The sequence below is a fragment of the Leptothrix cholodnii SP-6 genome, assembly GCF_000019785.1.
Taxonomy (GTDB): domain Bacteria; phylum Pseudomonadota; class Gammaproteobacteria; order Burkholderiales; family Burkholderiaceae_C; genus Sphaerotilus; species Sphaerotilus cholodnii.
Map to the genome: position 1 here is coordinate 1,754,933 of NC_010524.1, position 24,355 is coordinate 1,779,287.

Below are 24,355 nucleotides of genomic sequence, written 5' to 3' on the forward strand. Positions count from 1 at the left end.
ACAACAACATGGCATTGATTGAAGTGAAGGTCCCCGACATCGGGGATTTCAAGGACGTCGCGATCATCGAACTGCTGGTCAAGCCGGGTGACACCGTCAAGGCCGAGCAGAGCCTGCTCACCGTCGAGAGCGACAAGGCCTCGATGGAGATCCCCAGCTCGCACGCCGGCGTGGTCAAGGACCTCAAGGTCGCCCTGGGCGACAAGATCAACGAAGGCACCGTGGTGCTGACGCTCGAGGTGGCCGGTGCCGCCGCGCCGGCTCCGGCACCTGCCGCAGCGGCTGCGGTGCCTGCACCGGCCCCGGCTGCTCCGGCGGCCGCGCCGGTGGCGGCACCCGCTGCGGCTGCGGCCGGCCCGATCGAGATCTTCGTGCCCGACATCGGTGATTTCGACTCGGTCGCGGTGATCGAGCTGCTGGTCAAGCCGGGTGACACCGTCAAGGCCGAGCAGAGCCTGATCACGGTCGAGAGCGACAAGGCCTCGATGGAGATCCCGTCGTCGCATGCCGGCGTGATCAAGGAACTCAAGGTCAAGCTCGGCGACAAGGTCAGCAAGGGTTCGCTGGTCGCGATCATCGAAGGCGCGGCCGGTGCCGCACCGGCTGCGGCTGCCCCGGCGCCTGCCGCTGCTGCCGCGCCTGCAGCCGCACCTGTCGCTGCGGCGGCTGCCGTGGTGGCAGCGCCTGCCGCGGCCAGCGTGCCGGCCCACGATCCCACCGTGCTGAACCTGTCGCTGCCGCACGCATCGCCCAGCATCCGCAAGTTCGCCCGCGAACTGGGCGTGCCGCTGGCCGAGGTCAAGGGCTCCGGCCCCAAGGGCCGCATCACCGAGGTCGACGTGCAAGGCTTCGTCAAGGGCGTGATGGCCGGCACCGCGCAGACCGCGGCGCAGAAGGCCAAGGCGCCCGCACCGGCTGCGGCCGGTGGTGGCGAGGCCTTCCCGGGCCTGCTGGCCTGGCCCAAGGTCGATTTCGCCAAGTTCGGCCCGGTCGAGCGCAAGGACCTCTCGCGCATCAAGAAGATCTCGGGCGCCAACCTGCACCGCAACTGGGTGATCATTCCGCACGTCACGAACCATGACGACGCGGACATCACCGATCTCGAAGCCTTCCGCGTTGCCACCAACAAGGAAAACGAGAAGTCCGGCGTCAAGGTCACGATGCTGGCCTTCATGATCAAGGCGGCGGTCGCGGCGCTGAAGAAGTTCCCCGAGTTCAACGCCTCGCTCGACGGCGACACGCTGGTGCTCAAGAACTACTTCCACATCGGCTTCGCGGCCGATACGCCCAACGGCCTGATGGTCCCGGTGATCAAGGATGCCGACAAGAAGGGCATCTTCCAGATCAGCACCGAGATGGGCGAGCTGGCCAAGAAGGCCCGCGACGGCAAGCTCGGCCCCGCCGAGATGAGCGGCGGCTGCTTCAGCATCAGCTCGCTCGGCGGCATCGGCGGGCGCTATTTCACGCCCATCATCAATGCGCCGGAAGTGGCCATCATGGGCGTGTGCAAGAGCGCCATCGAGCCCAAGTGGGACGGCAAGGCCTTCCAGCCGCGCCTGATGCTGCCGCTGTCGCTGTCGTGGGATCACCGCGTCATCGACGGCGCGGCTGCGGCCCGCTTCAACGTCTACTTCGCATCGCTGCTGGCGGACTTCCGCCGCATCGTGCTCTGATCACAAGGAGCACCAGACATGGCATTGATCGAAGTGCAAGTGCCGGACATCGGCGACTTCAAGGACGTGGCGATCATCGAGCTGCTGGTCAAGCCCGGCGACACGGTGAAGGCCGAGCAGAGCCTGATCACCGTCGAGTCCGACAAGGCCTCGATGGAGATCCCCAGCTCGCACGCCGGCGTGATCAAGGAACTGCGCGTCAAGCTCGGTGACAAGATCAACCAGGGCGACGTGCTGCTGACGCTGGAAGCCGCAGGCGCTGCGGCGCCGGCTGCTGCGCCTGCTCCGGCACCGGCCGCGGCTGCTCCGGTGGCCGCACCGGCACCGGTTGCCGTGGCGGCCGGCCCGGCCGGCAGCTACAGCGGCGCGGCCGATGTCGAGTGCGACCTGCTCGTGCTCGGCGCCGGCCCCGGCGGCTATTCGGCGGCGTTCCGCGCAGCCGATCTGGGCCTCAAGGTCGTGATCGTCGAGCGTTACGCGACGCTCGGCGGCGTCTGCCTGAACGTCGGTTGCATCCCGTCGAAGGCGCTGCTGCACGTGGCCGCCGTCATGGACGAGGTCAGCCACCTGGGCGACCTGGGCGTCGACTTCGGCGCGCCGAGCGTCAACGTCGACAAGCTGCGTGGCCACAAGGAAAAGGTCATCGGCAAGCTGACCGGCGGCCTGGCCGCGATGGCCAAGATGCGCAAGGTCACGACCGTGCGCGGCGTGGGCACCTTCCTCGATCCGTACCACGTGCAGGTCGAAGAAACCGCCGGCACCGGCACCGAGCGGGCCGGCGCGAGCAAGGTCGTGAAGTTCAAGCACGCCATCATCGCCGCGGGTTCGCAGTCGGTGAAGCTGCCATTCTTCCCGGCGGACGACCGCATCGTCGACTCGACCGGGGCGCTCGCACTCCAGGGCGTGCCCAAGAAGATGTTGATCGTCGGTGGCGGCATCATCGGCCTCGAAATGGGCACGGTGTATTCGACGCTGGGCGCACGCCTGGACGTGGTCGAGATGCTCGACGGCCTGATGCAGGGCGCCGACCGCGACCTGGTCAAGATCTGGCAGAAGATGAACGCGCACCGCTTCGACAACATCATGTTGAAGACCAAGACGGTCGGAGCCGTTGCCACGCCCGAAGGCATCAAGGTGCAGTTCGAGGGCTTGGACGGCACCAAGACCGAAGGCCTGTACGACCTGGTGCTTCAAGCCGTGGGCCGCTCGCCCAACGGCAAGAAGATCGGCGCCGACAAGGCCGGCGTGGCTGTGACCGATCGCGGCTTCATCAACGTCGACATCCAGATGCGCACCAACGTGCCGCACATCTTCGCCATCGGCGACATCGTCGGCCAGCCCATGCTCGCCCACAAGGCGGTGCACGAGGCGCATGTGGCCGCCGAGGTCATCGCCGGCACGCTGCAGGGCAACCAGGAGCTGGCCTCGGCCGCCTTCAACGCCCGCGTGATCCCGAGCGTGGCCTACACCGACCCTGAAGTGGCGTGGGTGGGCCTGACCGAAGATCAGGCCAAGGCGCAGGGCATCAAGGTCAAGAAGGGCCTGTTCCCGTGGACGGCGTCGGGCCGCGCCATCGCCAACGGCCGCGACGAGGGCGTGACCAAGCTGCTGTTCGACGATTCGCCCGAGGCCCACGGCCACGGCAAGATCCTTGGCGGCGGCATGGTCGGCACGCATGCGGGCGACATGATCGGCGAGATCGCGCTGGCGATCGAGATGGGCGCCGACGCGGTCGACATCGGCAAGACCATCCACCCGCACCCGACGCTCGGCGAGAGCATCGGCATGGCCGCGGAAGTGGCGCACGGCAGCTGCACCGACCTGCCGCCGACGCGCAAGTGATCGTGAAGGTCATCGCGCAAGTGATCGCGCACTGAACGGCGGTCGACCGGGCTCGGGCCCGGTCGCCTCGTTCGACAAGCCCGCCGTCCGACCGGACCGCGGGCTTTTTTCATGGCACGGCTGGCGTGTCTGCCGTGGGCTGGCTGGCCAGCCAGATCGCCAGGCCCTGGCCGTTGAGCCTGATGTCGGTTTCCAGCAGGGCCTCGGCCAGCAGCAGCGGCAGCATCGATCCGGCCCGATTGGCAGCGGTGAGCAGGATGTTGCGCATCAGCTCGATCATGGCGGCCTCGCGTTGCGCATCGGTGGCGCCGGGGTTGGCGCGGGCCCAGGCCAGCGCGTAGTGCTCCAGCACTTCGAGCTGGTCGAACAGCTGCGCCGCCAGGTCGGGTACGTTGCCGAGCCGGCCGTAGTGGGTCGGGTAGATCCACTGCGGCTCGGTCTGCAGCATGCGCTCGATCGACGCGCGCATCGCCTGCGGGTCGAACTGCACCGGCGTGCTGCTGGGCAGGATGTAGGCGCTGTCCGGGCCCTGCGGGCCGTCGAACTCGCGGTAGCTGATGCCGAAGGTGTCGCCGGTGAACCAGCCGCGGCTGGTGGCGTCCCAGATGCAGTGGTGGTGGCGGGCGTGGCCGGGGCTGTCGATCAGGCGCAGCGGGCGGCTGCCGAGCTGCACCGTCATCTCGTCGTGGCTCTCGAGCACGCGTTCGGCCGGGATCGGCTGGATCTCGCCGTAGGTGCGCGCCACTTCCTCGGCGCCGTAGACCGCCTGCGCGCCCTTGATCAGCGCGACCGGGTTGATCAGGTGGCGGGCGCCGCGCGGGTGGATCAGCGCGCGGGCGTTCGGCAGCTGCTGCATCAGCAGGCCGGCGCCGCCGGCGTGGTCGAGGTGCACGTGGGTCGGGATGACCCAGTCGACCGCCTCAACCCCCAGGCCGTGGAACGCGAGTGCGGCCAGCAGGCGTGGCACGCCGGCGTTGTGGCCGGTGTCGATGAAGGCGGCGCGGCCGTCGCTGATCAGCAGGTAGGCGGCGTCGAAGTTCGGGCGGTGGAAACCGGTGTCGATCACCGTGATGCCGTGGTCGAGCGGCTGGATGAAGTCGGGTGCGGACATGGGGTTCGGGTTCGGGTGTGAGGGTGGGCGCGTGCATGCTAGCGCCCGCCGGACGGGCTGATAGCATCCCCGGCAATCACCGTGGCGGCCTTGCCGCGGTGCGGCGAGGAGACTTCTGATGGCTGCAAATCCTGTTCGTCCGACTGCCCCGAAGCGGCGTTTCGGTGGGCTGGTCGGCCTGCTGCTGATCGGCGGTGCCGGCGCTGCGGTGGCGCAGTACAAGGTGGTGGCGCCGGACGGATCGGTCACCTACACCGACCGCGTCCCGGCTGCGGCCAGCAGCCGCACCCAGCCCTTGCGTGCGGGCGCCGGCGGCGCCGACGGCGCGGCCGAGCTGCCGTTCGTGCTGCGCCAGGTGATGGCGCGGTATCCGGTCACGCTCTACACCGCGCCGGCCTGCGCGCCGTGCGACACCGCCCGCCAGCTGCTGCGCCAGCGCGGCGTGCCGCTGGTCGAACGCAGCGTACCCACGCCCGACGATGTCGGCGAGCTGCGCCGCATCGAGCAGACCACCGACCTGCCGATCCTGCGGCTGGGCTCGCAGCGCCTGGTCGGCTACAGCGCCGACGAGTGGACGGCGATGCTCGATGCGGCCGGCTACCCGCGCCAGTCGATGCTGCCGGGCAGCTATCGCCAGCCGGCGGCCCGGCCGCTGATCGCGCCGCGCACGGCCCAGCCCGCGGCGATCGAGGCGCCGCGGCCCGCCAACGCGCCGGAGCCGACGGCCGCAGGTGCCGGTGGCATCCGTTTCTGAGCCCGGCCGGGTGCCGTCCGGCGTGTCGGTCGCACCGCTCGTCGAGCCGACCGCCGACGGCTGGCGCGTCGCCTTCGCGGCGATGGCCAGCCCCTGCGAACTGCTGCTGCAAGGCGGCGACGCGGCCCTGGCGCGCCGGCTCGGCGAGATCGCGCACGGTGAGGCGCAGCGCATCGAGCACAAGTTCAGCCGCTACCGCGACGACAGCGTGCTGGCGCGCCTGCATGCGAGCGCCGGCGAGGCGGTCGAGGTCGATGCCGAAACCGCCGACCTGCTCGACTTTGCCGCCCATTGCCACGCGCTCAGCGGCGGGCTGTTCGACATCACCAGCGGCGTGTTGCGGGCGGCCTGGCGCTTCGACGGCTCCGACCGCCTGCCCGACCCGGCGCAGGTGACGGCCTTGCTCGGGCAGGTCGGCTGGCCGCGCCTCCAGTGGCAGCGGCCGTGGCTGACGCTGGCGCCGGGCATGCAGATCGACCTGGGCGGCATCGGCAAGGAATACGCGGTCGACCGCACGCTCGGCCTGCTGCGTGCGCAGACCGGGCTGCCGGTGCTGGTGAACTTCGGCGGCGACCTGATCGTCAGCGGGCCGCGCCTGGATGCGGCCGGCCAGCCGCGACCCTGGCAGGTCGGCATCGAGCCACCGGATCGGCCGTCGGCGTCACGCGTGCCGGCGATCGTGCTGCTGCACGGCGGCGCGCTGGCCACCAGCGGCGACGCCCGCCGCTTTCTGCTCAAGGACGGCGTGCGCTACGGCCACGTGCTCGATCCGCGCACCGGCTGGCCGGTGCCGGGCACGCCGCGTTCGGTCACGGTGGCGGCGCCGACCTGCACCGAGGCCGGCCTGCTCAGCACGCTGGCGCTGCTGCAGGGCGCGCAGGCCGAGGCGTTCCTGCAGGCGCAGGGCGTGCCGCACTGGGTGTTGAACTGAATCGGCGAAGGCAGAAACGGGGAGGCCCGGACTGCCTGTGCCAGCCCGGGCCTCCCCTCCCTGTCCTTCTTGTGCTCCCTGATTTCTGCGCGCTGTCGTGCGCGCTGTGCTGCTCGCGGATGCCCGGTTGAACCGGGCCTGCCTCAGCTGCCGATGCGGCCGCCGTCGTTCTTGGTGATCACGATGGTGGCCGAGCGCGGGCGGGCGGTGGTGGCACCACCGGCGCCGTAGCCGGCGTTGGCCGGCCAGTGGCTGGTGTAGGCCGCGGTGTTGTCGGCCACCACGTCGGCCAGCGCCGTGCCTTCACCCGGGTGCTGGATGTTGACGAACAGCGTCTTGCCGTCCGGCGTCTCGCAGATGCCGGTGATCTCGCAGTCCTTCGGGCCGACCAGGAAGCGCCGCAGCGTGTCGGCGGTGGGGGCCTTGCCGACGTGGGTGGTGACGCTGACGGCCGGCGTGCCGCCGTAGTTCAGCGTCTTGGTGCCGCCGTCGCCCACCGTGCCGGGGATGCCCGCCAGCATCATGCAGTTGGTGGCGTCGGTGTAGGCACCGTCGTCGGTCTGGATCCAGCAGATGCCGGTGTTGGGGCTGAACCAGAGGCCGTCCGGGCTGGAGAAGTCCTGGTCGCCGGTCAGGCTCGACAGGTTGACGAAACCGGCCGACGCGCCCGCTTCGGCGCCGAACAGGTAGATGTCCCAGGTGAAGCTGATCGCCGCCGCGTTGCCGGCGCCGTCCTTGATGCGCAGGATGTGGCCGTTGACGTTGCCCGACTGCACGGTGGCGGCGTTGCGCACGTCCGAGTAGACGCGCGGGTTGGCGGCGTCGACCGTGGCGAGCGTGCGGTTGCTGTTGTTGGTCAGCGTGAAGTAGACCTCGCCGCTGGTCGGGTGGGTGGCGCACCACTCGGGGCGGTCCATCTTGGTCGCGCCGACCGCATCGGCGGCCAGGCGGCAGTTGATGCGCACGTCGGCGGCGTTGGCGAAATCGTAGGCGGCGGCGTCGATCGCGGTGTTGCCGAGCGCCAGCTCGATCCACGTGCCCGTGCCGTCGACGTTGAACTGGGCGACGTAGAGCTTGCCGTCGTCGAGGTACTTGGCGCCCGTGGCCAGGCGGTCGGCGGCGTTGGCGTCGGCGGCCGACCAGACGGCCGTCGACACGTACTTGTAGATGTACTCGTTGCGCGAGTCGTCGCCCATGTAGACGGCGAGCGGCTCGCCGACCACCAGCTTCGAGAAGGCCGCGCTCTCGTGCGCGAAGCGGCCCAGCGCGCTGCGCTTCTTGGCGCGGCTGGTGGCGTCGAACGGGTCGACTTCGACGATGTAGCCCATGCCGTTCATCTCGTTGCGGAAGTCGTCGCTGCCGTCGGTCGAGGCGCCGGTCTTGGCGATGTTGAAGCGGGCGTACTTGCTGTCGGCGCCGGCGGTTTCCCAGCCGTGGCGCGAGGCGGCACCTTCGGCGCGGCCGTAGCGGTTGAGTGCCAGCACGCTCTTGTCGCCGCGCGCGGCGTTGTCACCCGCCGGGCGGGTGTAGTACTGGAACCAGTTTTCCTCGCCGCTCAGGTAGGTGCCCCAGGGCGTGCGGCCCGAGCCGCAGTTGTTGAGCGTGCCGCGCGTCACCAGGCCGGTGGGCGCGTAGGGGGTCACCAGCAGCGCGTCGCCGCGGGCCGGGCCGGTGATGTCGACTTCGGTCAGCGCGGTGAAGCGGCGGTTGAAGCCCGATGCCTGCACGTAGCCCCAGTTCGCGCCGGTCTTCTTGACCTCGACCACCGAGATGCCGTGGATCGCCACTTCCTTGTCGACTTCGGCGATCGGGCGGGGCAGGGTGGTGGTGCCGCCGGCCAGATGCAGGAAGTGCGACGAGCGCGTCGTGTCGGTGGTGGCTTCGTGGTTCATCACGAGCAGGCCGCGGTCGCTGGCGGTGGCCGAGCGGGCGTTGTCGCTGCCCATCGCGAAGAAGTCCATGCCGTCGTGGTGATCGCCGGCGCGGTTTTCGTAGTTGCTGTCGTTGCCGAGGTTGCCGTAGGCGGCCAGGCCCGCGACCAGCGGGTCGCCCAGGGCGTAGATCACGCTGGCGGTGTAGCCGGCGGGCACGATCACGGCGTCGGCGCGGCTCTTGTCGATGGCGCCGAAGCCGAGCTTGGTGTTGAGGTTGTCCGAGGTCGGCGCCACCGGATCATCATCACCACCACCGCAGGCCGACAGCGCCAGGCTGCCGAACAGGGCGGTGGCGGCGGTGCCGACGCTGCCGCGCAGCAGGCCGCGGCGGCTCAGGCGGGCGTTCAGCACGCTGTCGAAGCTCGGGTTGTTCGAGGTATTGGAGTTCTCGTCGTCGAACGAACGCGACAGCGGCAGATCGGTGGGCTTGTTCATGCTCGGGGGTCCCGGTTGTTGAGAGAGAGAACACCAGCGTAGGCAGGCTCGATGAAATCCCGGTGACCGGACGGTGTCGGGCGCGCATCGCCTGCATGACAGCGCAAGCGCCGCATCGCCGTCCGCGGGTGCGCCGGGCCGCGGCGCGGCGGTGCGCTTGTCAAAACGCTGTCACACGACGCGGCCAAGATCAGGCGCATCGAACCCCTGTCGCCGCGATCGAGCCCGTCTTGCGGGCCTTGCGCGTCTGCCCCGTCCGGCCCCGTGCACCGTGGAAGCCCTCATGCAAGAACCCTATTCGCTCCCGTCTCGGGCCCCTCACCGGACCCTGCTGCTGGTGATCGAGGAGCCCGCCATCCGCGAACTGCTGGCGTCGAGCTTTCGGCATGCCGGGTTTTTTCCGGTGCTGGCGGCGTCGGCCGCAGACGGGCATCGTCTGGCGGGCGAGGTGCGTCCGGACGTCGTCCTGATCGACCTGGACACGCCCGCCACCGCCACGTTCTCGATCGATCAGTTGCAGGCCGGCAGAAGCCAGCCGGCGCCGCTGCTGTCGGTGCTGCTGACGGCGCGGCCGCAGGCCTGCGGTGCGCAGGGCGAGCTGTGCGGCGGGTCGTCGGGCGCGCTGTGCATCGCCAAGCCGTATTCGCCGCGTGAGCTGGTCGCCCGCGTGCTGCGCGAGCTGAGCACGCTCAACGGACGTGTCCAGGGGCGACCGAGCGTTCGTCGGCTGCTGCGCGCCGGCCCGCTCGAGATCGATCCGGATCAGCGCCGCGTCACGCTGCGTCACGCCGGCGGCCTGGTCGAACTGGATCTGGCGCCGACCGAGATCAAGCTGCTCGGCTGCCTGATGGCACACCCGGACCGCGTGCTCAGCCGCGATCAGCTGCTGGCGCTGGTGTGGGGCGAAGACGGCACCACCGACCCGCGCACGGTCGACCAGAACATCCGCCGGCTGCGCCGCTGTTTCGAGGCGGCGGGGGCCGGCGAACTGATCCGCACCGTGCGCGGGCTGGGCTACCGCCTGACCATCGCCGCCACTCCGGCCGCCACCCCGGGCGCCACTGCGCCGCGCTGATCGGCCAGGTTCTGCACGCGCCGGATGACACCGTCGTGAATCCGGATCGCCTGCGCGCACCTGAAAACCGTTGGCGCAGCAGGCGATCGACGATGTCACGGTCGGTTGTCACAAAAGTTTCACAGGCGATCCCTACATTGCCGTCATTCCTACCGTGAACCGAAGGACACATCCATGAAGACTGTTCTGACTCTCGCCTCTGCCGCGACCGCTTTGACCCTCCTGGCCCTGCCGCACGCTGCCAGCGCTCAGGCGCAGGTCGTCAAGATCGACGGTTCGTCGACGGTGTTCCCGATCACCGAAGGCGTGGCCGAGGACTTCCAGAAGTCGAAGAAGGGTGCCGTCAAGGTGACGGTCGGCATCTCCGGTACGGGCGGCGGCTTCAAGAAGTTCTGCCGCGACGAGATCGACATCTCGGGTGCCTCGCGTCCGATCCTGAAGAAGGAAATGGCCGACTGCAAGGCCGCGGGCGTCGAGTACTTCGAGCTGCCGGTGGCGTTCGATGCGCTGACCGTGGTGATGAACCCGAAGAACGCGTTCCTCAAGCAGATCACCGTCGCCGAGCTGAAGGCGATCTGGGAGCCGGCTGCGCAGGGCAAGATCATGAAGTGGAATCAGGTCAACCCGGCCTGGCCTGACGCGCCGATCAAGCTGTTCGGCGCCGGTGCCGATTCGGGTACCTTCGACTACTTCACCGAAGCCATCAACGGCAAGTCCAAGGCCAGCCGCGGCGACTTCACCGCCTCCGAAGACGACAACGTGCTGGTGCAGGGCGTCTCGCAGGACGTCAACGCGATCGGCTACTTCGGCTTCGCCTACTACGCCGAGAACATGGCCCGCCTGAAGGCCGTGCCGATCGTCGAGAAGGCCGGCAAGCCGGCCGTGTTGCCGAGCATGGAAACCGTGCTGGCCGGCACCTACCAGCCGCTGGCCCGCCCGATCTTCATCTACGTGAACGCCAAGTCGATGGCCAAGCCCGAAGTCAAGGAGTTCATCGACTTCTACATGAAGGAAGGCCCGAAGATCGCCAAGGAAGTGAAGTACGTGCCGCTGCCGGCCAAGGCCTACACCACCAACCTCGAGCACCTGGCCAAGGGCAAGAAGGGCACCGTGTTCGGCGGCGAGTCGGAAGTGGGCGTGACGATCGACGCCCTGCTGGCCCGCGAAGCCAAGCTCTGATTCCCCTCATCTGAAATGTCCCCGTCAGGCGGCCCGGTTCATCCGGGCTGCCTGTTTTCACGATAACCACCCAGTGCAGGCGACCAAGGCATGGCTATCACATCAACCGCATCGGGAGCCCCATTGAGCGCGATACCGATCACTGGCGCGGCCAAGCTGGCCGAATACGCGCAGGCCAAGGCGGCACGCAAGCGCCGCGAATTCATCATCGAGGCCGTGCTGCTGCTGGCAGCCTGCGTCTCGGTGTTCACCACCGTGGGCATCGTCTATGTGCTCGTCTCCGAATCCCTGACGTTCTTCGCGGCCGTGCCGCTGTGGAACTTCCTGACCGACACGCAGTGGACGCCGCTGTTCTCGGACGCCCATTTCGGCATCATGGTGCTGATGTCGGGCACGCTCACCAGCTCGCTGGTGGCGTTGTGCATCGCGATCCCGCTGGGCACGATCATCGCGATCTACCTGTCCGAATTCGCCGGTCACAAGACCCGCGAGATCCTCAAGCCGATCCTCGAGCTTCTGTCGGGCGTGCCGACCATCATCTACGGCTACTTCGCGCTGCTGTTCGTGACGCCGCTGCTGCAGATGGTCTTCCCCACGCTGCCCGGCTTCAACGTGCTGTCGGCCGGCATCGTGATGGGCATCATGATCATCCCCTACGTGTCGTCGCTGTCCGAGGACGCGATGCGCGCGGTGCCGATGAGCCTGCGCGAAGGCTCCTACGCGATGGGCGCCACGCGTTTCCAGACCGCCACCAACGTGGTGGTGCCGGCGGCGATGTCGGGCATCGCCTCGGCCTACATCCTGGGCATCTCGCGCGCGGTCGGCGAGACCATGATCCTGGCGGTGGCCGCGGGCATGCAGCCCAACCTGACGTTCAACCCCTTCGAGCCGGCTGCAACGATCACCTCGTTCATCGTGCAGGTGGCGCTCGGTGACCTGCCGCACGGCAGCGTGGGCTACCAGACGATCTTTGCCGCCGGCCTGTCGCTGATGCTGCTGACGCTGTTCTTCAACCTGGTCGGGCACTACCTGCGCCGCCGCTTCCGCGAGGTCTACTGATCATGCGCGCCAACAACACCCCCGAGGGCTTGCGGGCCCTGATCCGCCGGCACAAGCGCTGGGACGTCATCTTCGGCATCCTGGGCCTGCTGTCGCTGTCGGTCGGCATCCTGACGCTGGCTGCTCTGTTCATCGACATGGCCGTCACCGGCGTGCCGCGCCTGACGGGCGACTTCTTCACCTCGTTCCCGTCGCGTCGCGCCGGTCAGGCCGGCATCCTGTCGGCCTGGGTCGGCTCGATCCTGGTGATGGGCGTGACCGCCCTGGTGGCGGTGCCGGTCGGCATTGCCGGCGCGGTGTACCTCGAGGAATACGCCCGCAAGAACTGGTTCACCGACGTCATCGAGATCAACATCACCAACCTCGCCGGCGTGCCGTCGATCATCTACGGCCTGCTGGCGCTGGGCCTGTTCGTCTACACCTTCGGGCTGGGCCAGAGCATCCTGACCGCCGGCCTGACGCTGGCGCTGCTGATCCTGCCGATCGTCATCACCACCACGCGCGAGGCGCTGCGCTCGATCCCGCAGCATGTGCGCGAAGGCGCCTATGCCTGCGGCGCGTCGCAGTACCAGGTGGTCAGCCAGCACCTGCTGCCCTACAGCACGCCGGGCATCCTGACGGGCGTGATCATCGGCCTGTCGCGCGCCATCGGCGAGACCGCGCCGATCATCACGATCGGGGCGCTGACCTTCATCGCCTTCCTGCCGCCGGTGCCGTTCACCGAAGGCGTCGGCGCGTTCGACTGGCTGTTCTCGCCGTTCACGGTGATGCCGATCCAGATCTTCAACTGGACCTCGCGCCCCGATCCGGCCTTCCACCAGAACGCCGCCGCTGCGAGCTTCGTGCTCGTCTTCATGACGCTGGGCATGAACGCGCTGGCGATCTGGCTGCGCTACCGCCTGCGCAAGAACATCAAGTGGTGAGTTGCCTGGCGCGCCGAGCGCGCCTGACGCGTCCTTCCAGAACCTACCGAACGAGCACCCCATGACCTCGACCATCACCCTGCCCGAGAACGCGCCGACCCTGAAGGCGGAGTCGAAGAACCTCAACTTCTTCTACGGCGACTTCAAGGCGCTCAAGGGCATCTCGATGCCCATCTACGAGAACAAGGTCACCGCGCTGATCGGCCCCAGCGGCTGCGGCAAGTCGACCTATCTGCGCTGCTTCAACCGCATGCACGACCTCTATTCGGGCACGCGCTACGACGGCAGCATCGTGCTGCACCCCGACGAGGTCGACGTGCTGCACAAGAGCGTCGACCCGATCGAGGTGCGCATGCGCATCTCGATGGTGTTCCAGAAGCCCAACCCGTTCCCGAAGTCGATCTACGAGAACGTCGCCTACGGCCTGCGCGTGCGTGGCGAGAAGTCGCGCTCCTACATCGACGACAAGGTCGAGGCGGCGCTCAAGGGCGGGGCCCTGTGGGGCGAGGTGAAGGACCGCCTGAACGAGGTGGCGGTCAACCTGTCGGGCGGCCAGCAGCAGCGCCTGTGCATCGCCCGCGCACTGGCGACCGACCCCGAGATCATCCTGTTCGACGAGCCGACCTCGGCGCTCGACCCGATGGCCACCGGCAGCATCGAGGAGCTGATCGGCGAGATCAAGAACAAGGTGACGATCCTGATCGTCACGCACAACATGCAGCAGGCGGCACGCGTGTCCGACTACACGGCCTACATGTATGTCGGCGACCTGGTCGAATACGGCGAAACGAAGGACATCTTCATGAAGCCCAAGCGCAAGGAAACCGAGGACTACATCACCGGCCGCTTCGGCTGAAGCTGCGCCGCCAGCCCTGATCGACAAATCGAAGGAAACAAGCATGTCCGACAAGCATCTGTCGTCCCAGTTCGACTCCGAACTGAGCGCCATCTCCACCCGCGTGCTCGAGATGGGCGGCCTGGTCGAAGCGCAGGTGGCGCAGGCGGTCTACGCGCTGATCCATTTCAGCGCCGAGACGGCCGGCCAGGTCATCACGCAGGAGAACCGCGTCAACCAGATGGAGATGGAGATCGATCGCGACCTGTCGAACATCATCGCGCGGCGCCAGCCGACCGCGCGCGACCTGCGCCTGCTGATCGCGATCTCCAAGACCATCGGCAACCTCGAGCGCGTGGGCGACGAGGCGGCGCGCATCGCCCGCACGGTCGAGCGGCTGATGAACTCGGGCCTGTCCAACCACCTGCGCCTGCCGATGAGCGACCTGCAGTTCGAGGCCGGCCTGGCCACCAACCTGCTGCGCCAGGCGCTCGACGCCTTCGCGCGGCTCGACGCGGTGCAGGCACTCGAGGTCATCAAGGGCGACAACCAGATCGACGCCGAATTCGACGGCCTGATGCGCAAGCTGGTGACCTACATGATGGAAGATCCGCGCACGATCTCGGCCAGCATCGACCTGGTGTTCGTGGCCAAGGCCATCGAGCGGGTGGGTGACCACGCCAAGAACCTGGCCGAGCAGGTGATCTACATCGTCAAGGGCGCGGATGTGCGCCACACCTCGGTCGAGGGTGTGCAGTCGGTGGTCAGCTGACGGCCGCCGGCACGGACAACAGGAGCGAACAGCATGGGACGCATTCTGGTGGTCGAGGACGAGCCGGCGATCGCCGAGCTGATCTCGATGAACCTGCGCCACGCGGGTTATGACCCGCACACCGTCGGCAGCGCCGGCGAGGCTCACGAGGCGGTGCGCGATGCCCTGCCGGACCTCGTGATCCTCGACTGGATGCTGCCGGGCGAGTCGGGCGTGTCGCTGGCGCGGCGCTGGCGTGCCGACGCGCGCACCCGCGAGCTGTCGATCATCATGCTGACCGCGCGCAGCAGCGAACAGGACATGGTGCAGGGGCTCGACGCCGGCGCCGACGACTACCTGTCCAAGCCCTTCTCGACCGCCGAACTGCTGGCGCGCATCCGCGCGGTGCTGCGTCGCAAGCTGCCGGAGGCGCTGGAGGCGGCGGTGGAGGTGGGCCCGCTCCGGCTCGACCCGGCTGCGCACCGGGTCTTCCATCAGCATGACGAGGTCACGCTGGGGCCGACCGAGTTCCGGCTGCTGCGTTTCCTGATGACCTATCCCGAGCGTGTGCACAGTCGCGGCCAGCTGCTGGACCGGGTCTGGGGCGACCATGTCTTCATCGAGGAGCGCACGGTCGACGTGCACATCAAGCGCCTGCGCGGCGTGCTGGCACCGTACGGTTGCGCCGAGCTGATCGAGACGGTGCGTGGCGCCGGCTACCGCTTGGCACGCAAGCTGCCGACGGCCGTGCCGGGCGGCGGGCCCGCGGGGGCGGACGTGCCGATGCGCTGAGGCGTGTCGGGCAAGGGCGGCCCGGTCGCGGGCAGGGGCGTGGGCTGCCGCACAATCGGTGCCTCCGCGCAGCCATCGGGTTGCGTCCTGCCAGTCCAAATGCCTGCCGCTGCGGGCCGGTCGCCACGATGAATCCTCCCGTCAAGATCCACTGGGCCGATGCACAGGCTCGTGCCGTTTCCGCGACACGCCGGGGCCGGCTCGCGATCGCGCTTGCCGCGGTGTCGGCGTTGGGTGGCTGCGCGGTGGTCAGTGCCGCAGCCAGCGTGGCCGGGGCCGCGGTGTCGGTGACGGCGACGGTCGTGACGACCGGCGCCAAGGTGGTCGGCGCGGTGGTCGAGAAGACCGTCGACGTGGTGGCGGGCGACGAACCCGCCCCGGCAGCGGCAACAGCGGCGGCCTCGGCTCCGGTGGCGTCCGCGCTGTCGGAATCACGCTGATCGGGGCCGGTGATGACCGCAGCGCCGGATCCGCACCGCAGCTCGCCCGCCCGTCCTGTCGACCCGGCGTCCGGCGGCGCCGAGTTCGTCGACTGGACGCAGGCGCTGATCCACACCCGCCAGAACGTCGCGCCGCGCCGCCTGGTCGAGCCCGCGCCGACACACGAGGAATGCGCCCGCCTGTTCGAGGCGGCGGCCGCGGCGCCCGATCACGGCCAGATCCTGCCGTGGCGCTTCGTGATCGTGCCGGCGGCCCGGCGCGCCGATCTGGGCGATGCCTTTGCCGCCGCCTTGCTCGAGCGCGACCCGCACGCCACGCCCGAGCAGATCGCCGATGCCCGCGACAAGGCAGGCCGTGCGCCGCTGCTGATGCTGGTGGTGGCGCGCCTGGGGCCGGCCGAACCCGACATCCCGGCGCTCGAGCGCATGGTGGCGATCGGTGCGGCGATCCAGAACCTGCAACTGCTGGCGCATGCGATGGGTTACGGCTGCGGCCTGACGAGCGGTCGCGCGCTGACGGCCACGCCCTTGCGCCGTCTTTTCAGCCTGGCCGATACCGAACAGGCGGTCTGCTTCCTCGCCGTCGGCACGGTCAGCCGGCGCAAGCCGATGCGCACCCGGCCCTCGCCACGCGATTTCGTCACCGAACTGGCTTGACCGACGAGGCCTCGGCCGGAACAGGAACGCCCGCTGTTGCGGGCGTTTCATCGTGTGGTGCGATCCGTTCAGGATCGCAACTATTTCAGCGGGCGTTCAGCTTGGGCTTGCCGGCACTTCACCGGCGGCGATCTGGTTGGCGCGGATGTTCTGCGCCAGCTTGCCCTTGGGGCCGTCGACCAGGTCGAAATCGACCGACGATCCCTGCTTGAGCGTGCGGAAACCCTCCATCTGGATGGCTGAAAAGTGCGCAAACACGTCTTCTCCACCCTCCTCAGGCTCAATGAAACCAAACCCCTTGACGTCATTGAACCATTTGACGATCCCGCGCGGCATCTTCTTACTCCTCGGTGTTTTCTACATTTGTATCAAGATTTTCGGTACCGCTTGGCACCCTGTCAAGAATCTGAAACCCGCGAACGAATGTTTCGCGTTCGAGTGGTCGGCCGCCGGTTGGCTGATGGCGGTACTCGCCTTCTCGGGGGCGAACCAAACGCGCCCGGGCCGGCATCTATAGAATGTGTTCATGTCCGACCAGAAGCCCAATACCCCGAACGTCCCGGCACCGCCGGACGATGGTCAGGGTGCTGTCATCGCCGAGAAGCAGTTGCAGCGCGTGGAACCCCCCCGGGTTTATCAAGTTGTGATGCTGAACGACGATTTCACGCCTATGGAGTTTGTCGTGATGGTTCTGCAGCAGTTCTTCCGTCACGACCTCGAGGCCGCGACGCAGATCATGCTGAAGATTCATCATGAGGGCCGAGCGGTTTGCGGCGTCTATACGCAAGATGTCGCCGCAACCAAAGTTGAGATGGTTCAGGCAGCCGCACGCCGGGCGGGTCATCCGCTGCAGTGCACCATGGAGGTCGCATGATCGCGCAAGAGTTGGAAGTCAGTCTGCACATGGCGTTCGTCGAAGCGCGCCAGCAGCGGCACGAGTTCATCACCGTCGAGCACCTGCTCCTGGCGTTGCTGGACAACCCGTCAGCCTCCGAGGTGTTGCGTGCCTGTGCCGCCAACATCGAAGACCTGCGCAAGAGCCTTGCGCAGTTCATCAAGGAGAACACGCCCACGGTGGGTGGCACCGACGAGGTGGACACCCAGCCCACGCTCGGGTTCCAGCGCGTGATCCAGCGCGCCATCATGCATGTGCAGTCCACCGGCAACGGCAAGAAGGAAGTCACCGGCGCCAACGTGCTGGTCGCGATCTTCGGCGAGAAGGATTCGCACGCCGTCTACTACCTGCACCAGCAGGGCGTGACGCGGCTCGACGTGGTCAATTTCATCGCCCACGGCATCAAGAAGTCGGATCCGCCGGAGCCGACCAAGTCGAACGAGTCCAGCAGTTCTTCCGACGGCGAGAAGGAAGAGGGCGACAGCAAGGGCTCGCCGCTGGATCAGTACACGCAGAACCTGAATCAGGCTGCGCGTGAAGGCCGCATCGATCCGCTGATCGGGCGCGAGCATGAAGTCGAGCGCGTGATCCAGGTGCTGTGCCGGCGCCGCAAGAACAACCCGCTGCTCGTCGGTGAAGCCGGCGTCGGCAAGACCGCGATCGCCGAGGGCCTGGCCTGGCGCATCACCGAAGGCGATGTGCCCGAAGTGCTGGCCGATTCCACGGTATACTCGCTCGACATGGGCGCACTGCTGGCCGGCACCAAGTACCGCGGCGACTTCGAGCAGCGCCTGAAGGGCGTGCTCAAGCAGCTCAAGGAGCATCCGCACGCGATCCTGTTCATCGACGAGATCCATACGCTGATCGGCGCTGGTGCCGCCTCGGGCGGCACGCTGGACGCCAGCAACCTGCTCAAGCCGGCGCTGAGTTCGGGCCAGATCAAGTGCATCGGTGCGACGACGTTCACCGAGTACCGCGGCATCTTCGAGAAGGACGCGGCCCTGTCGCGGCGCTTCCAGAAGGTCGACGTGGCCGAGCCGACCGTCGAGCAGACGGTCGAGATCCTGAAGGGCCTGAAGTCGCGCTTCGAAGAGCACCACAGCGTCAAGTACGAACTGGGTGCCTTGCAGGCGGCTGCCGAACTGTCGGCCAAGTTCATCAACGACCGGCATCTGCCCGACAAGGCGATCGACGTGATCGACGAGGCGGGCGCTGCCCAGCGCATCCTGCCCAAGAGCAAGCAGAAGAAGAAGATCACCCGAGCCGAGGTCGAGGACATCGTCGCCAAGATCGCGCGCATCCCGCCCGCCAGCGTGTCGAGCGACGATCGCAGCAAGCTCAAGAGCCTGGACCGCGACCTCAAGAGCGTGGTGTTCGGCCAGGACGGTGCGATCGATGCGCTGTCGGGTGCGATCAAGATGGCGCGTTCCGGTCTCGGCAAGCCCGAGAAGCCGATCGGCGCCTTCCTGTTCAGCGGCCCGACCGGCGTCGGCAAGACCGAGGTGGCCAAGCAGCTGGCCTACATCCTGGGCATCGACCTGATCCGCTTCGACATGTCGGAGTACATGGAGCGCCACGCGGTCAGCCGCCTGATCGGTGCGCCTCCGGGCTATGTCGGTTTCGACCAGGGCGGCCTGCTGACCGAGGCGGTCACCAAGAAGCCGCACTGCGTGCTGCTGCTCGACGAGATCGAGAAGGCGCACCCGGACGTCTTCAACGTGCTGCTGCAGGTGATGGACCACGGCACGCTGACCGACAACAACGGGCGCAAGGCCGACTTCCGCAACGTCATCATCGTGATGACGACCAATGCGGGCGCCGAGACGATGCAGAAGGCGACCATCGGCTTCACGAGTCACCGCGAGACCGGCGACGAGATGGGCGACATCAAGCGCATGTTCACGCCCGAGTTCCGCAACCGGCTGGATGCGATCGTCAGCTTCCGCGCACTCGATGAAGAGATCATCATGCGGGTGGTCGACAAGTTCCTGCTGCAGCTCGAAGGCCAGCTCGGCGAGAAGAAGGTCGACGTCACCTTCACCGACGCGATCCGCAAGCACCTGGCCAAGAAGGGTTTCGACCCGCTGATGGGCGCGCGCCCGATGCAGCGCCTGATCCAGGACACCATCCGTCGTGCGCTGGCCGACGAGTTGCTGTTCGGCCGGTTGACCGATGGCGGTCGGCTCACGGTCGACATCGACAGCGAAGGTGTCGTCCAACTCGACATCGAACCGCGCAAGAGCGACAAGCCCAAGGCGGAGCCGGCGACGGCCTGACCAGCGGCTGCGGCCGACGCGAGACAGGCGCCTGCGGGCGCCTGTTTTTTTGCCCGGAAGTCGGCTCGGCGTCGATCAGCGGGGACGGATTCCGGCGTATCGCGCGGGATCCTGGCGGAAGTAGTCCCGCAGCAGCCGATAGACCGCTGGCTCGGTCGCGATCAGCAGGTCGGGTGCGACGAAAAACGCTTCGCTGGCGACCGAAAAGAACTCTTCGATGGCGCTTGCCCCGTAGGGGTCGAGCATGGTGTCTTCGTCGGCCTCGACCTGCTGGCGCAGGCGCTCGAAAGCCGGTTCGATGACCGCCAGCCATTGCGCCCGGTCGGCACGTGCGGGCAGGGGCGGCACGCCGTCGGCCTCGCCGTCGAGCATGTCGAGCACGTGCACGAACTCGTGGATCACGACGTTGTAGCCGCTGGCGGCGAGTTCACCGCCGGCATCGACCTCGCTCCAGGCCAGCATCACCGGCCCGCCGGGCATCGCCTCGCCGGCGAGTTCCTCCTCGCCTTGATGGCAGATGCCGTCTTCGTCGATCCATTCGCGCTGGGCGACCACTTCACCGGGGTGCATCACGATGCCGACGAAGCCGTCGTAGGCGGCCAGATCGAGGTGCAGCACCGGCAGGCAGGCCTGTGCGGCCACGGCGACCGCCATCTCGTCGGTGACTTCGAGGCCGTCCGCGCCGGTGAATTCCTTGCGATCGAGGAACAGCGCGCACAGGCTGCGCAATTTCAGCAGGTCGTCGAGCGGGCGCAGCGTCAGGAACGGATGCCGGCGCAAGGTGTCGAGCCACAGCTCGTCGGGAATCGCGCGCTGGCGAAGGGCTCGCGCATCGCGCTGCTTGCGCCACCAGCGGCTCAGCATGGCGTGGTGCGGCCGCGCTCGTCGACGTGCAGGCGGGTGAATCCGTTCGACGTCCAGCGCAGCACCTCGGCACGCCGGGGCGCGTCATCGGGCTCGCAGTGCCAGTCGCTCAGGACGTGGCGGGTGAGGCCGTCCGCCAGCGCGTGCGTGGCGGGTCGGTGCGTGTGGCCATGCACCAGCACCGCTGCGCCAGCGGCGTGCAGCGCCTGGTCGACCGCGGTTGTGTCGAGGTCGACATAGGCCGAAGCGCCCAGTCGGTGTTTCTGGTTCTCGCTGGCGGTGCGCAACTGGCGGGCAATCGCACGGCGCTCCGCCAGCGGGCGAGCCAGGAAAGCCTGCTGCCACTGCGCCGAGCGAACCTGCTGGCGAAACTGCTGGTACGGGATGTCGTCCAGGCACCAGGCGTCGCCATGGGCGATCAGCGTGCGCTGGCCCCAGGCGCTCAGCAGCGTGGGGTCGGGCAAGGCGCGCAGTCCGATGGCCTGGCAGGCCGCAGCGCCCAGCAGGAAGTCGCGATTTCCCACCATGAAGCCGACGCAGCGCTGTCGCGCCGCCTGCGCGAGCGTGGCCGCGCAGCGCGCCTCGAAGCTGCCCGGTTCATCCAGGCAGTCGTCGCCGACCCAGACTTCGAAGATGTCGCCCAGCAGCAGGACCGCGTCGGCGGTCGTGTGCTGCAGGTAGGCGCAGAAGGTGGCGGTGGTCCGGGGGGTGTCGTCGGCCAGATGCAGGTCGGAGACGAAGTCCACCGCCTGCCAGCGTGGATCGAGCGTCCAGACCGGCGGCGCGCCATCGAGAGCCGCTGGCATGCGGCCGTCGGCCCGGATGGCGGCAGCGTCGATCACTCCACCAGGACGGCGCTGGTGATCACGATGTCTTCGACCGGCACGTCGTCGTGGCCCATGCGCGAACCGGTGCGGACCTTCTCGATCTGGTCGACCACCTCGGTGCCCGAGACCACGCGGCCGAACACCGCATAACCCCAGCCGCCGGCCGATTCCGACTTGAAGTTCAGGAAGTCGTTGTTGACGGTGTTGATGAAGAACTGCGACGTGGCCGAGTGCGGTGCGTTGGTGCGCGCCATCGCCAGCGTGTACTTGACGTTCTTCAGGCCGTTGTTGGCCTCGTTGCGGATCTCGGCGCGGGTGGCCTTCTGCTTCATGCCCGCTTCCATGCCGCCGCACTGCAGCATGAAGCCCTTGATGACGCGGTGGAAGATCGTGCCGTTGTAGTGGCCGCTCTTGACGTACTCGAGGAAGTTGGCGGTGGACAGCGGCGCGTGTTCGGCGTCGAGTTCGACGCGGATGGTGCCGGCGGTGGTGTTCAGGTCGACTTGGGGGGCTGCCATGTTCATTTCTCCAGGGTTGCTTTCTTGATCAGGACCGGTTCGTTCGGCACGTTCTGATGCATGCCGCGGTTGCCGGTGGGTACGCCGCGGATCTTCTCGACCACGTCCATGCCTTCGACCACCTTGCCGAAGACGGCATAGCCGTTGCCGTCCTGCGAGTTGGGCTGGTCGAGGAAGTGGTTGTCCTTGACGTTGATGAAGAACTGCGAGGTGGCCGAATCGGGCACGTTGGTGCGCGCCATCGCCAGCGTGCCGACCTTGTTGGACAGGCCGTTGCGGCTCTCGAGCGGGATCGGCGCGCGGGTGGGCTTTTCCTTCATGGTGGCGTCCATGCCGCCGCCCTGGATCATGAAGTTGCCGATCACGCGGTGGAAGATCGTGCCGTCGTAGTGGCCGGCCTTGACGTACTGGGTGAAGTTGTCGGCCGACTTCGGCGCCTTGGCGGCGTCGAGCTCGACCACGATGTCGCCCATCGAGGTGGCCAGGCGGACCTTCTGGGCCAGTGCGGCCGAACTCAAGGCCAGGCCGAGTGTGATTGCGGCGCAGCCGCGGGCGAACGTGCCCATCTTCATTCGATGACTCCTTCGGAAAAGATCTTCCATTGTCCACTTTCGTGCGACCAGTACTGGCGCCGCGTGATTGCGCGCGTGCTGCCGCGCAGCACCTCGGTGAAGGTGATCACCCGCACATCGCTGCGCTCGTGCCAGGCCAGCACGCTGATGTCGTCGAGCTGGCGTTCGCGTCCGTGCGTGGCCTGCGCCTCGCTTTCGAGCTGGGCGCGCCAGGCGTCGTAGCCCGATTCGCCGTTGTCGAAATGCTGCGCATAGAGTGCCATCAGCGACGCGACGTCCTCGTGCACGCGCGCACGCCGCCAGGATTCGACCAGCGCCAGCGCGGTCTGCCGGTCGGTGCTCAATGCTTTCGGATGGACCCATTCGAGGCGGTCTGCCACCACCACGGGGGTCGACCTGGGGGCGAGTTCGCGCAGCCAGCGGGCCAGGTCGTCGTTGGCCAGCACGATGCAGCCATTGGTGGCGCGCGGCGCCCGGGCGAATTGCGCCGACGGCGTGCCGTGCAGCCAGATGTTGGCGCCGGTGCGCCCGAGATGCCGATCGTGATCGTTCGGATAGTTGAGGGGCAGGGCGCCGGCGCCGTAGAAATCACCGAGCTGCTTGCCGTCGAGTTTGGAGGTGATGTAGTAGGTGCCCAGCGGCGTGCGCTGGTCGCCTTCTTCGCGCTTGCCGACGCCCTGGCTGCCGATCGAGACGTAGTGATGGGCGATCAGGCGCGGACCGCCCGGCTGGTTTTCGAGCACGTACAGGCGTGAGCGGGATGTGTCGACCGCCACCAGATGGCGCACCGATGGCGCGAGTTGCAGCACCTGCTTCGGCCAGGCGCCGGCCGGTGGAAGGTCGCGCAAGGCCTGCAGGCGCAACGAGGCTTCCTGCCGCAGGGCCTGGACGTCGTGGGCGGCGCGCGGGTCGACCGCGTTCGCGCCCTGGCCCATGTCGATCAGCGCACCGGTCTGCGCCAGCAGCAGATCGCCGTAGACCAGCTGCGCCAGGCTGAAGCGCGGCGTGTCGCGGGTCAGCGCCTCCGCAGCAGCCAGGGCTTCGGGCAGGCGTGCCGCACCGATCAGCCGGTAGATGTCGATCAGGCGTGCTTCGGGGGACGTGAGGGTCGCCGCGGTTCGGGTGGCTGCGTCGCCGCCGATGGCCGGTCCGGCCGGTCTGCTGCGCTGGCGTTGTGCCCAGACCGTGCCTGCCGCGGCGGCCATCAGCAGCGTCAGCGCGGCGGCCGTCAACCAGGCGATCGATGTGCCGGTGCCCGACGGGTTCGAGGGATCACTGGTCCGGCGTGTGGTGGCGGGTGTCATCGGGCCGGATGCGGCAGGCGCCGTGCGAGTCGACGCGGTCACTGCCGGCGACGGTGCCGGTGCCTGCCGCGCGTCAGAGGCGGGGGCGACGGGAGGCTCGACGGTTCCGGCGGATTCATCTGCAAATGAGCTCGTCCATGGCAGCACGGCAGGCTCGGCGGGCGCTGCGGCAGGTGCCAGGGCCTTGGCGTAGGCCTTGCGCGCCATGTCGGCATTGAGCTGCTGCAGTTGATCGTAGGCCTGAGCATGTGCGGGACTGGTTCGCAAGGCTGCCTCCAGATAGAGCCGCGCCTGGTGCGCATCTTGTCGACGAGACGCCAGCGCCGCCAGATTCAGCCAGGGTTCCGGCCGGCCCGGCCAGGTCTTTGCCAGTTCCTGCAGCAGCGCAGCGGCCTCGTCGAGCTGACCGCGTTCGGCGATCTGGATCGCCCCCTCGATGCGCTCGCGCAACGCTGGCGGTGTCGATTGCAAGGTCGTGTGCGCGGACGCGTCGGCGCGCGTCGGAAGCTGCGCAGCAGCCTTCAGGTTCATGCCCAGCACCAGCACGGTCGCGGCGATCAAGGTCACGACAAGAGCACGCATGACCGAACCGGTCACGGGCTGGAATCGGCTCTGCAGCATGCCTGGCCGTGCTGCGGAAAACGTGGCGTACCGCGAACCGGTGCGCAGGCTTGGGGAGGCGTTCTGGGGGCCAAGTGCGAAGGTCCA

The 24,355-nt window shown here is 68.0% G+C and carries 23 protein-coding genes; 15 read left to right on the forward strand and 8 right to left on the reverse strand.

Annotation, left to right across the window (positions count from 1 at the left end):
• Nucleotides 1-8: 8 nt before the first annotated feature.
• A complete protein-coding gene (aceF, locus tag LCHO_RS08210; RefSeq protein WP_012346675.1) occupies nucleotides 9-1,673 on the forward strand; it encodes a dihydrolipoyllysine-residue acetyltransferase in 1,665 nt (554 codons plus the stop codon).
• 18 nt (nucleotides 1,674-1,691) lie between these two features.
• A complete protein-coding gene (gene lpdA / locus LCHO_RS08215) occupies nucleotides 1,692-3,515 on the forward strand; it encodes a dihydrolipoyl dehydrogenase (protein WP_012346676.1) in 1,824 nt (607 codons plus the stop codon).
• Nucleotides 3,516-3,624: 109 nt separating this feature from the next.
• Here the strand turns inward: lpdA and LCHO_RS08220 are convergent, their stop codons facing one another.
• Nucleotides 3,625-4,626 carry an MBL fold metallo-hydrolase gene (locus LCHO_RS08220; protein ID WP_012346677.1) on the reverse strand — a complete coding sequence of 334 codons (1,002 nt, stop codon included), beginning with the start codon at nucleotides 4,624-4,626 and terminating at the stop codon, nucleotides 3,625-3,627.
• A 118-nt stretch (nucleotides 4,627-4,744) separates the two neighbouring features.
• Between LCHO_RS08220 and LCHO_RS08225 the strand changes: the two genes are divergently transcribed.
• Both LCHO_RS08225 and LCHO_RS08230 read left to right on the forward strand, forming a co-directional pair.
• Nucleotides 4,745-5,380, forward strand: coding sequence for a glutaredoxin family protein (locus tag LCHO_RS08225; protein ID WP_012346678.1), 636 nt, complete (start codon nucleotides 4,745-4,747; stop codon nucleotides 5,378-5,380).
• Complete coding sequence (locus LCHO_RS08230) at nucleotides 5,364-6,311, forward strand: FAD:protein FMN transferase (protein WP_223210520.1); 948 nt, start codon at nucleotides 5,364-5,366, stop codon at nucleotides 6,309-6,311. Before LCHO_RS08225 ends, LCHO_RS08230 begins: the two co-directional genes overlap by 17 nt.
• 143 nt (nucleotides 6,312-6,454) lie before the next feature.
• On the opposite strand, the gene LCHO_RS08235 is transcribed toward LCHO_RS08230, so the two are convergent.
• The gene (locus tag LCHO_RS08235) at nucleotides 6,455-8,680 is read right to left on the reverse strand and encodes a PhoX family protein (protein WP_012346680.1); all 2,226 of its coding nucleotides are present in this window, start codon (nucleotides 8,678-8,680) and stop codon (nucleotides 6,455-6,457) included.
• A gap of 283 nt (nucleotides 8,681-8,963) precedes the next feature.
• Between LCHO_RS08235 and LCHO_RS08240 the strand changes: the two genes are divergently transcribed.
• The 9 genes from LCHO_RS08240 (at nucleotide 8,964) to LCHO_RS08280 (ending at nucleotide 16,391) form a co-directional block, all read left to right on the forward strand.
• Nucleotides 8,964-9,755, forward strand: a complete 792-nt coding sequence (locus LCHO_RS08240; RefSeq protein WP_012346681.1) for a winged helix-turn-helix domain-containing protein — start codon at nucleotides 8,964-8,966, stop codon at nucleotides 9,753-9,755.
• Nucleotides 9,756-9,929: 174 nt separating this feature from the next.
• Nucleotides 9,930-10,934, forward strand: coding sequence for a PstS family phosphate ABC transporter substrate-binding protein (locus LCHO_RS08245; protein WP_012346682.1), 1,005 nt, complete (start codon nucleotides 9,930-9,932; stop codon nucleotides 10,932-10,934).
• A gap of 123 nt (nucleotides 10,935-11,057) precedes the next feature.
• Nucleotides 11,058-11,993: a phosphate ABC transporter permease subunit PstC gene (pstC, locus tag LCHO_RS08250; protein WP_012346683.1), complete on the forward strand. Its 936-nt coding sequence runs from the start codon at nucleotides 11,058-11,060 to the stop codon at nucleotides 11,991-11,993.
• A gap of 2 nt (nucleotides 11,994-11,995) precedes the next feature.
• On the forward strand, nucleotides 11,996-12,916 hold the full coding sequence (gene pstA, locus LCHO_RS08255) for a phosphate ABC transporter permease PstA (protein ID WP_012346684.1): 921 nt from the start codon (nucleotides 11,996-11,998) through the stop codon (nucleotides 12,914-12,916).
• A 61-nt stretch (nucleotides 12,917-12,977) separates the two neighbouring features.
• Entirely contained in the window at nucleotides 12,978-13,772 is a 795-nt protein-coding gene (gene pstB / locus LCHO_RS08260; protein WP_012346685.1) for a phosphate ABC transporter ATP-binding protein PstB, read from the forward strand.
• Between the two features lie 43 nt (nucleotides 13,773-13,815).
• Entirely contained in the window at nucleotides 13,816-14,523 is a 708-nt protein-coding gene (phoU, locus tag LCHO_RS08265) for a phosphate signaling complex protein PhoU (RefSeq protein WP_012346686.1), read from the forward strand.
• Nucleotides 14,524-14,556: 33 nt separating this feature from the next.
• On the forward strand, nucleotides 14,557-15,294 hold the full coding sequence (phoB, locus tag LCHO_RS08270; protein ID WP_012346687.1) for a phosphate regulon transcriptional regulator PhoB: 738 nt from the start codon (nucleotides 14,557-14,559) through the stop codon (nucleotides 15,292-15,294).
• Nucleotides 15,295-15,422: 128 nt separating this feature from the next.
• Entirely contained in the window at nucleotides 15,423-15,734 is a 312-nt protein-coding gene (locus LCHO_RS08275) for a hypothetical protein (RefSeq protein ID WP_012346688.1), read from the forward strand.
• Nucleotides 15,735-15,746: 12 nt separating this feature from the next.
• Nucleotides 15,747-16,391: a nitroreductase family protein gene (locus tag LCHO_RS08280; RefSeq protein ID WP_012346689.1), complete on the forward strand. Its 645-nt coding sequence runs from the start codon at nucleotides 15,747-15,749 to the stop codon at nucleotides 16,389-16,391.
• Between the two features lie 96 nt (nucleotides 16,392-16,487).
• Here the strand turns inward: LCHO_RS08280 and LCHO_RS08285 are convergent, their stop codons facing one another.
• Nucleotides 16,488-16,727 (reverse strand): cold-shock protein, encoded by a 240-nt coding sequence (locus tag LCHO_RS08285; protein WP_012346690.1) that lies wholly within the window; start codon nucleotides 16,725-16,727, stop codon nucleotides 16,488-16,490.
• 190 nt (nucleotides 16,728-16,917) lie between these two features.
• On the opposite strand from LCHO_RS08285, the gene clpS reads away from it, so the two are divergent.
• On the forward strand, nucleotides 16,918-17,265 hold the full coding sequence (gene clpS / locus LCHO_RS08290; protein ID WP_012346691.1) for an ATP-dependent Clp protease adapter ClpS: 348 nt from the start codon (nucleotides 16,918-16,920) through the stop codon (nucleotides 17,263-17,265).
• On the forward strand, nucleotides 17,262-19,562 hold the full coding sequence (gene clpA, locus LCHO_RS08295; RefSeq protein WP_012346692.1) for an ATP-dependent Clp protease ATP-binding subunit ClpA: 2,301 nt from the start codon (nucleotides 17,262-17,264) through the stop codon (nucleotides 19,560-19,562). The genes clpS and clpA overlap by 4 nt, the downstream gene beginning before the upstream one ends.
• Nucleotides 19,563-19,637: 75 nt before the next feature.
• On the opposite strand, the gene LCHO_RS08300 is transcribed toward clpA, so the two are convergent.
• From LCHO_RS08300 to LCHO_RS22065, 5 genes are read right to left on the reverse strand one after another with little or no spacing between them, the layout of a single operon-like run.
• Entirely contained in the window at nucleotides 19,638-20,426 is a 789-nt protein-coding gene (locus LCHO_RS08300) for a M90 family metallopeptidase (RefSeq protein ID WP_012346693.1), read from the reverse strand.
• A complete protein-coding gene (locus LCHO_RS08305; protein ID WP_043705016.1) occupies nucleotides 20,420-21,232 on the reverse strand; it encodes a UDP-2,3-diacylglucosamine diphosphatase in 813 nt (270 codons plus the stop codon). The genes LCHO_RS08300 and LCHO_RS08305 overlap by 7 nt, the downstream gene beginning before the upstream one ends.
• A 32-nt stretch (nucleotides 21,233-21,264) precedes the next feature.
• Nucleotides 21,265-21,771 (reverse strand): peptidylprolyl isomerase, encoded by a 507-nt coding sequence (locus LCHO_RS08310; RefSeq protein ID WP_012346695.1) that lies wholly within the window; start codon nucleotides 21,769-21,771, stop codon nucleotides 21,265-21,267.
• Between the two features lie 2 nt (nucleotides 21,772-21,773).
• A complete protein-coding gene (locus LCHO_RS08315; RefSeq protein ID WP_043705017.1) occupies nucleotides 21,774-22,337 on the reverse strand; it encodes a peptidylprolyl isomerase in 564 nt (187 codons plus the stop codon).
• A 2-nt stretch (nucleotides 22,338-22,339) separates the two neighbouring features.
• Nucleotides 22,340-24,229, reverse strand: a complete 1,890-nt coding sequence (locus LCHO_RS22065; protein WP_150105435.1) for a L,D-transpeptidase — start codon at nucleotides 24,227-24,229, stop codon at nucleotides 22,340-22,342.
• Between the last annotated feature and the right edge of the window lie 126 nt (nucleotides 24,230-24,355).